The following is a 13,564-nucleotide window of genomic DNA, read 5'->3' as shown; positions in this document are numbered from 1 at the left end:
ATTTAAAATCCTTGGACAGTATTTATATTAGAATCAATTTAATATAGTACTATCTCTATTTAGAATAAGAGATTTATAATTCTGAAAATAACCACAAGGAGGATAATAATGGAATACTTTCAAAAGGCTAACGCTATATACAATACAAAGGATTATAGTAGAGCAATAGCTCTATATAAAAAAGCTGCGGAAATGAAAGATAATGAGGCAAGTGCACTTTATAATACCGCAGTATGTTTTATACACTTAAAAGAATATGAAAAGGCAATACCAGTATTTCATTCGGCTATATCTTTTCGTCGTGAAAGTAAATATTTTTTCAACCTAGCTTATTGCTATGCTATGTGTGTTAACAAACCAAAAGCATTATATTACTTTAATACTGCTTGGACACTAAATAATGATGATGAAGATTGTGAAAAGGCCATTAACTTACTATTAAAAAGTTATAGAACAGCCCCCTAAATCTTAGGGAGCTATTCTTTTACCATTCTCCGGCTATAGTCTCTTGCTTATGGTCGATAGTAAATCTTGAACTATCAAAGTAATTCCCGCCAATTAAAAATGTAGGATCTACATTAATCCACGTGTTTTCTCCCTCTACATATACTTGATTCCAAGCATGGCTAACCCAATTACTTCCATTGAATCCCTGGCCAGTTATAATTCTAACCTTTATATTATTAGCTCTACACATAGCTACATATAGACATGCATAATCAAAGCATATCCCACTTCTAGAATTAAAAGTTGGTATGGCACCAGATGTCATTTGTGTATCATTATTTAATACTCTATTTGCTTTTTCGTCACTATAAACTACTTTACTACCTACCCATTTATAAATAGCCCTTGCTCTATCCCTTGTTCCGTTTTTACCTTGAACTAAGTCAATTGCAAACTTATTTATTTCATCATTAGACTTAACCCCTTGATCAAGCGTAATGCCATTGTAATAAATTATACCCTTTCGAGTATTTTGATTGTTTTGTACATTGGGCTGGGAATTTGAAGCATCTTTTACTACAATCTTAAAAGAGTTATTAACAACATTTGGTAACTTCTTTGCGAGTTTCGAATTAGTAAGAGGAATAACTACTTCTTTAGATATATAGCTATACACTTGTGATTCTTCCAAATACTTATTATACGTATCTGTTACATTGAGAAGTGACAGAAAGTTCAATATAAAAGTAATAACAATTACATAACATATTGCCTTAGGTATTTGGAATACAGCCCCTGCAATTCTATTAAAAATTATGCTTTTTTCCTTTAACATACGCTCTATACTATCAAACAAAGGATAAAAAGTTATTCTACTAATTAAATTAACTACAAAACTTATGAAACTATAAATTATGAGTATCACTATTGGCATTAATAATATATAAATCACTAATGGCTTACTATTTATAAAATCTATAATGTTTAAAGGAATGCTTTTATATAACGTTTCATACATACCGCTATCATGCTCAATAAAAACCTTTTTAGTATAATAAATACCTAAACATAAAGATATTAAAAAAGATATACTTTGAAAAACTCCCTCAATAGCCCCTTTTAAATGCTGCGATGAAAATTTGAATATAAACCCTTTAATTATTGGATATATAAAAAAAATAAGTAAAATTAGACTTACGGGTTGCTTAAGCATTCCCATCACCTGCCTTCATTTGTAACATTATCAATATCATTAATTAACTCTTTTAATACCTTTTTAATTTGATCCCAGTGAAAACCTCGCCTTAAAAGATAATCTCCTAGCTTCTTATATAACTTTATTTTTTGGGACTCTGATTTAATCAAAATGTTATATCTTTTACTAGCTAACTCATATAATTTATCATAATCTTCTTTAATTGTATTCTCAGTTGGCGATTCTTTTTCAAAATTTGGTCTATCTCTTTCATTCTCTTCAATATCATTACTAGTAATTTTAGCTAAGACCTCTTTTATTATTTCATAATCATATCCACTACGTGCTAAATAGTCACCTGTTTTTTTGTATAGTTTTCTTGTGTCTTTTTCACTCTTTGATAATGTCGCTAATTTCTTTTCACCTAATTTCAAAGCTACTAATAACTGCTGCTCATTAGTTATTTTATTAAGTGCTCCATTAATTAGTTCCTTAGGAAGAGATTTTTTTATTAATGTAAACTTAATTCTATTTTTTCCAATAGATCTGATTTTTTCTTTTATAAATAACTCCACAAACCGCTCATCATTAACAAAATCGTATTCCTTTAAAAATTCCATTACTCTATCTATAGTCTTAATATCAAACTCTTTTAATGTAAGTTTATCAATTACTTGTTTAGCTGACTTAAAACTTCTTTCTAAAAAATGAAGAGCTGCATTTTTCCCTTTTATATAATTATCTTCATTAACTATATCTTCTAAATTCTCTTTCTCCATGGATCTGCCTTTTGTAATATTATGAATATATATTAACTGTGCATCACAGGCAAAAGCAAATTCCTCATTCATATAGATGTTCACTCTTTCTTTATTTTTCTTTTGTATTTCAATTTTAGTTATAATGCTACTCAATATTAACCTCTCTTTTCTGGCAAAAACACATGAATTGTAGGTTTTTGTAATACTTTTCTAGAAACATTATATAAGTCTTTACTTTTAACATTTCCCATATTCTTCATATCCTGGATAAATTCATATATATTTTCGTCATCCATAGCTTGATGAATTACATAATTGCCGAGATCTGTAGAATCCTCAAGCGTTGATGCTATGGCAGTTTTTAATATTTTTTTCATCAAAGCTACTGTATTGTCATTAAAAGTTATTTTTTCAGTTTTAATATCTTCAATGGCTGTATCAATTACCTCAATTGCTTCATCTACATTTTTCTCTGCAACTGATGTATATATATATAGTGTTTTAACATTATTCGATGTATCCAAGTGAGTATATACATCATAGGACAATCCTCTTTCTTCACGAAGCTTTCTAAACAATATAGAATTAGAGCTTTCCCCAAACTTAAAGTTTAGTATTCTAAGTGCTAATTCCTCATCTTTAGTTAACCCGTTAAAAGTATATAAATATATTATAGTGCTTTGCTCTATTTCTTTTTTATATGAGATCTTTTTAATAAATTGGTGATGTTCTGGTATTATTTCTTTCTTTTCAAACTTTTTATTAATCCAATGACCAAAATACTTAATAACCATTTTTATTATATCCTCATGTTCAAATGGAGATACAATAGATATAAAAGAATTATTAGGAACATAATATTTATTATAAAAATCAATAAGTTGCTTTCTTTCAACTTTTTTTATTACATTTTCATTACCAATAGTATCTTCCCTAAGTGGACTATATTTAAACGCCATTTCATTAACTCTCATAAAGCTTAAATCCTCAATGTCATCATTAATTGATCTAATTTCTGCAAGTATTACTCCTCTTTCCTTTTCAATTTCATTAACTGGAAAGGTTGAATTTAAAAGCATATCTCCAAGAAGTGTTACTGCACTTTCTAATTCTTCTTTTAAAATAGTAGCACTATACACTGTACAGTTAAAATCTGTATAGGCATTATATTCTCCTCCTAAATTTTCTAATTCACTGTTTAGCTTTTCATTAGTTCTATCTCTTGTGCCTTTAAAAAGCATGTGCTCTATAAAGTGCGCTATCCCCTTTTCATTCTTTTCTTCAAAAAGCGAACCTATATCGACCCCAACATGAACGGCTGCAATTTGACTATCTTTTTTAATGGTAATAAGTTTAATACCATTACTTAATTCGGTTTGTTTTGTATTGAAAATTTCTTCACTCATCATATTCTCCTTTAAAGCGAAACTTTGGCATCAAAATAATTTAGCTTCATTATATAATTTTCAATCTTTCTTAAATAATTTACAATGATGAAAATTCAAAAAGCTATATAGTTTAACTATATCATACTTTTAACTATTTTAAACTATATTATTATTGGATATAATCTTGAATTTAATTTCCTAGGGAATAAAAAATACTGTTGACTATTTGCGAAATATGGAGTAAAATAAAGATTCGAGTCAAATACTCATAGACAGTTCGCAACCATCCTGTCTTAAAATAAAACTATGGAGGCGCAAAATTGAATATTAAATTAAATGAAGGAACTATGTCTGTAAAAATAAGAAAAATCGTTTTTGCAGCAATGGTGGCTGCTATTTATGCGGCTTTAACTCTAAGCTTATCGTTTTTCAGCTTTGGAGTTGTTCAATATCGTATAGCTGAAGGACTTACTATTTTACCTTACTTTGCATCCTTTTCTATTCCAGGATTGCTAATAGGTTGTATAGTTTCTAATATTATAAGTCCACTAGGTATTATGGATATGGTTTTCGGTTCCCTTGCAACACTTATAGCCGCGATTTTAACTTACTATATTGGTAAGAGCAAACTAAAATTCAAAAGAATACTTGCTCCATTACCTGCCGTAGTAGTAAATGCCATTGTTATAGGCATGTTGTTAAAGCTTTTATATGTTAAGGACATGCCCCTTTTACTTTGTATGCTGCAAGTTGCATGGGGAGAATTAGTCTGCTGTTATGGAATTGGATTACCTCTTATTTATATTATTGAAAAGAACTCAACTTTGAGGAATTTTTTTAAATAATTTTAAAAAAGCAATATAATTTTGCTTTTTTAGTTTAATATTTATTGTTTTGTATAGAATGTTGTAATAATAGATGTATTTGATACTTTATGAGAAGAAAGAGGAATTTTAATGAGCAAAATTGAAAAAATTAAATTTGATGAACTAGGACTAAACGAATCCGTACTCCAAGCAATAACCGATTTGAAATTTGAATATCCATCTGATATTCAAGCAAAAGCTATTCCAGTTGTACTAGATGGCTTTGATATTATAGGTCAAGCTCAAACAGGAACTGGTAAAACATTAGCTTTCGGTGCACCTATTTTAAGCAGAATGGAAAAATCGAATGGAAAAGTTCAAGCAATAGTAATGTCTCCAACAAGAGAACTTGCTGTTCAAGTTGCTGAAGAACTTTCACGTATTGCAAAACATGAAAGAATTAAGATATTGCCAATATATGGTGGTCAATCTATTGATAGACAAATATCCGCTCTAAAAAGAGGAGTAGATATTGTAGTTGGAACTCCTGGAAGATTATTAGACCATATTAGAAAAGGCACTTTAAAATTAGCAAATGCTAAATTTCTTGTTTTAGATGAAGCTGATGAAATGTTAAACATGGGCTTTATTGAAGATATTGAAAGTATCATAAGTAATTTAAGTGAAGATAGACAGACTTTACTTTTCTCAGCTACTATGCCAAGAGCTATTAAAATATTGTCTAAAAAATATATGCATCCTGAAACAAAGATTATTGCAATAGAAAAGAAGTCTTTAACCGTTTCTACAATTAAACAATTTTATTATGAAGTAAATAATAAGAATAAATTTGAATCATTATGTAGAATTCTTGATGTTGATGCTCCTAAGACTTGTATACTATTCTGTAAAACTAAGAAAGGTGTAGATGAGTTAGTTGATGCATTACAACCTAGAGGTTATACTGTAGAAGGTATGCACGGAGACATGAAACAAAGTCAAAGAATGAACACTCTTAAAAAATTCAAAGACGGTAATTTGAACTTCTTAATTGCAACTGATGTAGCTGCAAGAGGAATAGACGTCGAGGATGTTACTCATGTAATAAACTATGATTTACCACAAGATAGCGAATCATATATACATAGAATTGGTAGAACTGGTAGAGCTGGTAAAGAAGGTACAGCATATAGTCTTATTACAAGACGTGAATCATCAGCTATAAGACAAATTGAACGTGACACTAAAAGTGTGATTAACAAAAAAACTGTACCTACTATAACAGATATTTTTGCTGCAAAATCAGAAACTATTTTAGATTCAATAAAATTAGTCTTAAAAGAAAATTTGTATGAAAACTTTCTTCCACTAGGACAAAATCTTATAAAAGAATTTGGTGCGGAAGATGTAGCTGCTTCTCTAATAAAAATTATTTTTGATAAAGAAGTTAACTATAACTATGCAGATGATACTAATACAACAACATCAGATAATGTTAGACTATTCTTATCTATAGGAAGAATGGATGAAGTTATGACTAAAGATATTATATCTTTCTTATGTGAAACTGCTAATATTAATAAAAATGAACTTGGCCGTATTGATATCTTAGATAAATTTTCTTTCTTAGATGTACCTGGCAACTTAGTTGATTCTATTTTAAATAATAGTTCAGGTAAGAAGTTAAATAGTAGAAAAGTAAACATTGAGGTTGCTAAATCTAGAAGATAGTTTTGGTAAATCAAAAAAGCACTTATTTATAAATAAGTGCTTTTTTTTTATAGATTTTTATTTTATGCTTTTAATTATGTTATCACCCCCTTTAACATACAATATTAATGAGGTGATAAATATGAATAAGTTTAACAAACTTCTATGCACTCTAACTTTTATATTATTAATCGAGATATTTCTAATATACATCGTAAATAAATAAGTAAACTTTAAATTCTTTTTTTATGTCATAACGTCCTTATTACAATGTCTTTTTTTATAATATTGTAGCTTTGTATATTTCATCAAATGCACATAATTTTTGCACAATTTCACTGCTCTTAAGGTGTCTTGGTGCTAAAACTGTATACATTGTTGTATTATATTTTGATTTTTCTTCTTCATCATCCTCAATTAAAAATTCTATATTCTTAACTTTTATGTTCATGCCCTCAAAATACAGTTCTAATTTTTCTACCATATCTCTCTTGTTAATATATTCAATTTCTAATTTAAGAATATTAGTATTTTTAAAAAACCTAGATTCAAAAGTTTTAAGAAATACTAATACTATAAAAACACATATAGTAGATAATATGGTTAAAGTATAATAGCCCAGTCCAACTGCAAGTCCAATGCATGCGACTGTCCATATACTTGCTGCAGTTGTAAGCCCTTTTACCGATCCCTTCTCATGTATAATAGTCCCTGCCCCTAGGAATCCTACCCCTGTTATAACTTGTGCACCAAGACGACCTATATCCGCTTTCATAGCATTTTGTAGTTCTGGATGCTGAATTATCATATTGGTTGCATCTTCAATTGAATATAATTGAATCATTGACGTAATTGCCGCACCTAAACATACTAATATATGCGTTCTAAAACCCGCTGGTCTGTTTTTAAACTCTCTCTCATACCCTATTAAGCCACCAACTACAACTGCAAGAGCAAGTCTTATTGCTACTTCATATACTGACATTTACATACCTCCAACAAATTGATCATCATCTTATATTACCATAGTTTAAAATGTATAATGAAGTATTTTTTATATATTATAGTATATCACACTAACGTATCACACATTTTAGCCCATTATACATAATATTCAAAACATACCACTTTTCCACTACTTATGTTTTATAACTTTGCTACGATAACTATACCTTTTAATTTTACTGAAGTTTTGAAAACTAAAGATACTAACATATATGATAATAAAAAAAGGCAACCAACAGGTTGCTTTTATATATTAATTTAAATATTTTTGCTCTATGTCATTTGAATTTAACCATGATTTAATGAATTCCTTTATACAACCGTCTTCATATTCATACCACTGCTCTGTCTCAGATTCACCTGTTGCATTTTGGTTATCCATTAGAACGTGCTTAAAATTTTTTATAGGTTCTTTATTATTTAATGCCTTTTGTAATTCTAATTTCAGATCGGTTTTGCTAACTAACTTACTAACGTATTTTTTCATCGCTCCTATATAAAACTCTTCATCTATGAGAGGAGCACTTAAATATCTATTAACCTCATCATCGTTAATAAGTATGGCAACACTAACAAATTCCTTTAACCAACTATCAAAACTACATTCTTTTAAAGTTCCGCTTTCTAGAGCTGAACTTACTTCTGTGGGAATATATATAACCTCACCAGTAATTGTATCTAAGAAACTTTTACCTAAATTATCATCAACATGCGAAATTGTTTCTATAAGTGCTTCCATATTAATTTCTACTTGTATCACAATTCACCCTCCTTTAGTCACAATAGCATTAATTTTATATAAAAAAATTATCCTATTCGTAACGAAAAACCAATAAACCTTAATGGTTTACTGGTCTATTATTTACTGTTCAAAAGTCGATTCGTATTTTTCTAATACCTTTGCGAATTCTTCTTCATCTTCTACCGAAATATATTGTTCTTTTCCGTCTACTATTTCTATTTTATAAACAAAAGCATCATCTTCTTCTCCAATTGGAGCTAATAAAGCATATCTATTTTCATCTAATTCAATGATTTCAATTAATTCAAAATCAACTTTTTCGCCATCTTCATCTACCATTGATATAATTTTATTTTCTTCCATGTCCATTCCCCTTTCAAACGTAATAATCACATTATACCGTTAATTCGGCTAATATGTCTATATAAAAATATGGATTTCGATCATATTATTCTCTAACCGTATGCTCCTTATAATTTAGAAATTTTATAAATTAGCCTATTTATTATATCCATAAATTCCTCTTACAGAGACTTCCCCCGAAACAACATATTCTATTATCCCTTGGCTATTTTCAATAACTAATTCTCCTTTGTCACTTATATCTATAGCTCTCGCTGTTGTTACTTTTCCTCTATTAATTAGCTGAATTTCTTTTCCTATAAGATTGGAGTTTTTCCTACATATCTCTATAGTTTCATTTATATTATCGTTTTTTACATACTCAATATACAGCTTTTCAAAAATGTTTAATATATTAGCAATCAAAATTTTTCTCTCCATATATCTACCACTCTCAAGCTTAATAGACGTAGCCACATCTTTTAATTCATGTGGTATATCTTCCTCTTCCAAGTTTACATTTATACCAATTCCCATAACTAGATAATTAATATGATTTATTTCTCCACTCATTTCTGTTAATATGCCACATACCTTTTTACTATTGAGTATTATATCATTCGGCCACTTAATACTAGTCTTAATTCCCATTTTCATAATAGCACTTTGAACAGCAGCTGCTCCAAGTAAAGTTATTTGTGATATGTTTTCTGTAATAATGTCCGGCCTAAGTATTATCGACATCCATATGCCCTTATATTTGGGTGATATAAAATTCCGTCCAAGCCTTCCACGTCCTGTAGTTTGTTCTTCACTTATTACAACTGTGCCATGTTCTTGCCCAATTTCGGCTAATTCCTTAGCTTTAGAGTTAGTTGAACCTATAGAATCATAATATATAATGTTTTTACCAATACATTCTGTAAATAGATAACTTCTAATCTCTTCAAATGTAAGTATATCCGGAGATGAGATTATTCTATAACCTTTTCTTGAAATTGCTTCTATTTCATAGCCATCTTCTTTAATTACATTTATATGTTTCCATATAGCTGCACGGCTAACTCCTAAAGCTTCACTAATTTTTTGACCAGACACAAAATCATTTCCACTATCTTTAAGTAGCTTAATAATTTTTCCCTTCATAACATCCACACCTTTTCTTGTTTTACAAGTTTCTAAGTAAGATAGTTTATTACCCTATAATCTTCTATTTTCTTCTTGCTTATACTTATGTTTGCCATTTAGAGCAAGGTCAATGTCATTTAATAACTGAGCTTTGTCTCCTGGTAATGTTCCAGCAAGTGACATATAATTTGAAGCATGATTACTTCTAAAAATGCAATTAGTAACCTCTACATTTTGCAAGAATTCTCTTAACTCATACATTATTTCTTTTGGAGTTAATAACTTAAATACACCATTTTGTATGTCTTTATATATTGGTGTTCCAGGCTCTAACATTAAAGTTAAAAATCCTACATAATCTGGATTTATAGCACTTATTAGTTTTGCGGATTCGATTGCATTTTCACTGATTTTTTCTTTGCCGCCTATACCTGATATTAAGGTAGTAGATAATTTTATTCCACTTTCTTTTACCTTACGCCCTGCCAGAATCAAATTTTGCGCAGTTACACCCTTATTTATACTTTTTAATATTTCATTACTTCCGGATTCAACACCTAGATACAAAATACCTAAACCACAATCTCTAAGTTCACGAAGCTCATCTAGAGATTTTCTTATAATATCATTCGGAGTAGCATAAATACCTACTCTTTTACAATCAGGAAATAATTCTCTTATTTTTAATAGAATTGCTTTTAATTTACTAGTTTCAAGGACTAAAGCATCCCCATCAGCTAGAAATATTTTTTTAACTACCCCATAGTCTAATTTTGCCTGCTCCAAATCTTCCATAATTTCTTCTAAATTACGTACTCTAAACTTCTTATCTTTGTACATACCACAAAAGCTACACCCATTATGTGAGCATCCTATTGTGACTTGCACTATAAGACTATAGGCCTCACTAGGTGGTCTATATACCGTTCCTTCATATCTCACTGTAATCATCTCCAATTTTATAAATTTGATGAATATATTCGATGAATATTTTTAGTTATATACATTATCAGTATACCATAGGTTTTCCTATAAAAATAAAACCTTTTATACTATTGTTATTAATCTAGCTTAAATTTCACATTAAAGTGTATGTAAATTATTTAGAGATTGACAAGTACTTCTCACACGTGCGAATAAAATGTTTAATACTTTCCTTCTCCTCTTTAATTTTACTCTCACTGATTCCACCTCTTCCAAGTCTATCACACTGAGATAATAAAGCAATTTCTTTAAAATATATTTCAGCTACCATTCTTTTCATATCTCCAAAAGGTAAGTTTTTTATCACAAAGAGAGGTTGCATATGCCACCTAACCAAAGCTATAACCTGGTTAATTAATTCCTTATCATCTGTAATTGCTTCAAGGAATTTTCTACTAAGTTCTGCACCAACCTTGTCATGATCATAAGATGTTATTTTCCCTTTTTTAATTTTTGTAGTAGGTGTTTTCCCTAAATCATGTAATAATGCGCCCCACATAAATGCTCTCGCATTTTGACTTAGTTTTTTTACTTTTGCTGCATTATCTACAACTAACATTGTGTGTTTCCATACATTTCCTTCTGGATGATACTGTGGAGATTGCGGGGTGTCTACTAAGCAGCTTAATAATGTAAATGGATAATTTGTAAATATCCCTTGTTTATTTATCATTTCATTAAAATAAACAGATGGACTCTCGTCTTCCATTAGATGTCTTTCAATTTCTTCAAAAATTTTCTCCATATATTGATTCCTTTCTTTTTATTAATTTATTGTTTTTATATTTACCTCACTTTTTTATTATGACAAAAAGAGCAAGCTATACTTACCTAAACTATATACTAACATAGTTTAGGTAACAACCACTTGCCCCTTTTGTTAAGTTACGTTTTAGTAGTTATTCGGACTTAGTTCCATAATACTCGCTTTTATTAGTTTTAAGAACACTGTCATTATATGCACTTTCCTCAATAGTTTGAATAATTTGATTTTTAGATACTCCATTTTGTGTTCTATTGCCTTTCTTAATATAATCGCGCCTATTTTCCTTACTAGCTTGCTCCCGATCCATCATATAAAAACCTCCTAATTACTTATTATATAAATATACTTACTAAAATATTTTCTGTGGCTCCGCAGTATTAATTCTCGCTAAACTTCTTTAACACTTTTTTAAACTCTTCTCCCTGACCAATTGATAAGTATTCTGTTTCACCATTAACTACAACTGATTTGTAAGCATATGCCTCATCTGAATCTTTTGGACCTACTATAACATATTGATTTCCATCCAACTTAATGGCCTCAATTAATTCTAAATCTACTTTCTGACCATTTTCGTTTAGTACAGTAATTATCTGATTTGTTTCCATATATACATATCTCCTCTCACTTAAGCACTTCCAAATAAATACGAAATAAGTATGCTACTTTGTTTTGTCTCATACGCAGCCATCAGATTTTGTGTATAGTTATTTCTAAATTCAAAATCTGCATCCTCGCTCTGATTAAAATGATTTCACATACTTGCCTCTTATTTGTTTAACGTACCTTATTATCTTTTACCTAAGTAAATGTTTTATACTAAATTCTTATAATAACATAGCACAAAAATCCCCCCAGACTTTAAGTCTGAGGGAACATAGGAACTAATCGATTAATTATTTTATATATTTTTCATAAATAATGGCTAAAAGTTCTTCTTTGATGTTAAGTTTTGGATCTTCTAATACTTTTACTAAAAGAAATTTAAGCATATCACCTATTTCTTCCCCTGGTTTCATAGAAAATTGTTTTATTAAATCTTTACCGTTTACTGCAAGGTCTTTTACAGATAAAGGAACTTTAGATGCTATAATTTGTATTGTCTTTTCTTCTACTCTATCAATCTCGCTTATGCGACTCTCGTTAAAACGTGAACCTAAAGCATCTGCTCTTTGCAATGCAAAAAGGTCAAAAATTAAATCAGCACCAACTCTATTAATAAGGCGTTTTACAGAAGCATCTGTTGGTTTTGTAAGTACATTCATATGCTCTTTCACTAAAATTTTAATGTCTCTAATACTTTTATTATCAAATTTAAGCCTTCTTAATATTTTCTCGGATAGTACAACTCCCTTTTTATCATGCCCATAAAAATGTCCTATTCCTTGCGTGTCAATAGTAAAACATTCCGGTTTAGCTATATCATGTAATAACCCTGCTACTCTCAAATTAAGCTCTGGTGGGCATTTTTCAACAACTGCTAGAATATGTTTAAATATATCTTTATCATGATGTGGATTTTGTTGGTTAAATCCTACTGCTATTTGAAGTTCCGGTAATATATACTCTAATAGTTTAGTATCTTTAAGTAAATCTAAGGCACTTGTAGTATTATGGGATACTAGCATCTTACATAATTCATCTCTAATTCTTTCATTACTTACATTTGATATAAGTTTACAATTAGCTTTTATAGCTTTCAGCGTTTTTTCTTCTATATTGAAATTAAGCCTAGCTGAAAAACGAATAGCCCTAAGCATTCTTAGAGCATCTTCTTTAAACCTTTTGTTAGGCTCACCCACGGCTCTAATTATTTTATTTTCTAAATCTTTTACACCACCAAAATAATCTACAAGACCATCATCCTCATTAAAAGCTAAAGCATTTATAGTAAAATCTCGTCTTGCCAAGTCTTCTTTTAAACTCGAAACAAAAGTTACATGCTCCGGTCTTCTATTGTCTAGATATTCACCATCTATTCTGTAGGTTGTAACTTCATATCCATCTCCATTTATTATAACAGTAACAGTTCCGTGCTTTATGCCTGTAGGCACCGTTTTTTTAAAGAGTGAAATTATTTCTTCTGGTAATGCATTAGTGGTTATATCATAATCTTTAGGCAAAGATAATCCAATTTCAAAATCACGTATACTCCCGCCAACTATATAAGATTCATATCCATTGTTTTTTAAAGTATTTAATATTGTTTTTACATCATTTGGTATAAACATATATCCTCCAATATTGCATTTTGTTTATTATTACAATTATTCTTAGCTGTTTATTGAAA

At 29.4% G+C, this 13,564-nt stretch carries 15 protein-coding genes; 3 read left to right on the top strand and 12 right to left on the bottom strand.

The genetic code is table 11. The annotated features are described in order from the left end of the window. Window positions 1-108 precede the first annotated feature (108 nt). A complete protein-coding gene (locus LGK95_RS09530; RefSeq protein WP_226124424.1) occupies window positions 109-465 on the top strand; it encodes a tetratricopeptide repeat protein in 357 nt (118 codons plus the stop codon). A gap of 19 nt (window positions 466-484) precedes the next feature. Here the strand turns inward: LGK95_RS09530 and LGK95_RS09525 are convergent, their stop codons facing one another. The 3 genes from LGK95_RS09525 to LGK95_RS09515 are packed head-to-tail and all read right to left on the bottom strand — an operon-like array spanning window position 485 to window position 3,809. Then, window positions 485-1,660 carry a transglutaminase domain-containing protein gene (locus tag LGK95_RS09525; RefSeq protein ID WP_226124510.1) on the bottom strand — a complete coding sequence of 392 codons (1,176 nt, stop codon included), beginning with the start codon at window positions 1,658-1,660 and terminating at the stop codon, window positions 485-487. 5 nt (window positions 1,661-1,665) lie between these two features. After that, the gene (recX, locus tag LGK95_RS09520; protein WP_226124422.1) at window positions 1,666-2,556 is read right to left on the bottom strand and encodes a recombination regulator RecX; all 891 of its coding nucleotides are present in this window, start codon (window positions 2,554-2,556) and stop codon (window positions 1,666-1,668) included. A gap of 2 nt (window positions 2,557-2,558) precedes the next feature. Beyond that, a complete protein-coding gene (locus LGK95_RS09515) occupies window positions 2,559-3,809 on the bottom strand; it encodes a M16 family metallopeptidase (RefSeq protein ID WP_226124420.1) in 1,251 nt (416 codons plus the stop codon). Window positions 3,810-4,111: 302 nt separating this feature from the next. Here LGK95_RS09515 and LGK95_RS09510 point away from each other — a divergent pair, with 302 nt between their 5' ends. Both LGK95_RS09510 and LGK95_RS09505 read left to right on the top strand, forming a co-directional pair. Beyond that, window positions 4,112-4,636, top strand: coding sequence for a QueT transporter family protein (locus LGK95_RS09510; RefSeq protein WP_226124418.1), 525 nt, complete (start codon window positions 4,112-4,114; stop codon window positions 4,634-4,636). Between the two features lie 120 nt (window positions 4,637-4,756). Further along, window positions 4,757-6,328, top strand: a complete 1,572-nt coding sequence (locus LGK95_RS09505; protein ID WP_226124509.1) for a DEAD/DEAH box helicase — start codon at window positions 4,757-4,759, stop codon at window positions 6,326-6,328. A gap of 259 nt (window positions 6,329-6,587) precedes the next feature. Here the strand turns inward: LGK95_RS09505 and LGK95_RS09500 are convergent, their stop codons facing one another. The 9 genes from LGK95_RS09500 to LGK95_RS09460 all read right to left on the bottom strand — a co-directional run bounded on the left by LGK95_RS09500 (window position 6,588) and on the right by LGK95_RS09460 (window position 13,505). Beyond that, the gene (locus LGK95_RS09500; RefSeq protein WP_226124416.1) at window positions 6,588-7,292 is read right to left on the bottom strand and encodes an MgtC/SapB family protein; all 705 of its coding nucleotides are present in this window, start codon (window positions 7,290-7,292) and stop codon (window positions 6,588-6,590) included. A gap of 273 nt (window positions 7,293-7,565) precedes the next feature. Continuing rightward, a complete protein-coding gene (locus LGK95_RS09495) occupies window positions 7,566-8,072 on the bottom strand; it encodes a UPF0158 family protein (RefSeq protein ID WP_226124415.1) in 507 nt (168 codons plus the stop codon). 102 nt (window positions 8,073-8,174) lie between these two features. Then, on the bottom strand, window positions 8,175-8,423 hold the full coding sequence (locus tag LGK95_RS09490; protein ID WP_226124414.1) for a DUF1292 domain-containing protein: 249 nt from the start codon (window positions 8,421-8,423) through the stop codon (window positions 8,175-8,177). A 129-nt stretch (window positions 8,424-8,552) separates the two neighbouring features. Continuing rightward, on the bottom strand, window positions 8,553-9,542 hold the full coding sequence (locus tag LGK95_RS09485) for a biotin--[acetyl-CoA-carboxylase] ligase (RefSeq protein ID WP_226124413.1): 990 nt from the start codon (window positions 9,540-9,542) through the stop codon (window positions 8,553-8,555). 54 nt (window positions 9,543-9,596) lie between these two features. Then, window positions 9,597-10,466, bottom strand: a complete 870-nt coding sequence (locus LGK95_RS09480) for a radical SAM protein (protein ID WP_226124412.1) — start codon at window positions 10,464-10,466, stop codon at window positions 9,597-9,599. Between the two features lie 157 nt (window positions 10,467-10,623). After that, complete coding sequence (locus tag LGK95_RS09475; protein WP_226124411.1) at window positions 10,624-11,253, bottom strand: HDIG domain-containing metalloprotein; 630 nt, start codon at window positions 11,251-11,253, stop codon at window positions 10,624-10,626. A gap of 154 nt (window positions 11,254-11,407) precedes the next feature. Then, the gene (locus LGK95_RS09470; RefSeq protein ID WP_226124410.1) at window positions 11,408-11,584 is read right to left on the bottom strand and encodes a hypothetical protein; all 177 of its coding nucleotides are present in this window, start codon (window positions 11,582-11,584) and stop codon (window positions 11,408-11,410) included. A 67-nt stretch (window positions 11,585-11,651) separates the two neighbouring features. Then, window positions 11,652-11,882, bottom strand: coding sequence for a DUF1292 domain-containing protein (locus tag LGK95_RS09465; RefSeq protein ID WP_226124409.1), 231 nt, complete (start codon window positions 11,880-11,882; stop codon window positions 11,652-11,654). Between the two features lie 288 nt (window positions 11,883-12,170). Next, the gene (locus tag LGK95_RS09460) at window positions 12,171-13,505 is read right to left on the bottom strand and encodes a CCA tRNA nucleotidyltransferase (protein WP_226124407.1); all 1,335 of its coding nucleotides are present in this window, start codon (window positions 13,503-13,505) and stop codon (window positions 12,171-12,173) included. Between the last annotated feature and the right edge of the window lie 59 nt (window positions 13,506-13,564).

Origin of the sequence: Clostridium algoriphilum, from assembly GCF_020443705.1 — a bacterium.
Classification (GTDB): domain Bacteria; phylum Bacillota; class Clostridia; order Clostridiales; family Clostridiaceae; genus Clostridium_AD; species Clostridium_AD algoriphilum.
Note: the sequence above shows the minus strand (reverse complement) of the source record. Positions and strands in the feature narration are given on the sequence as shown.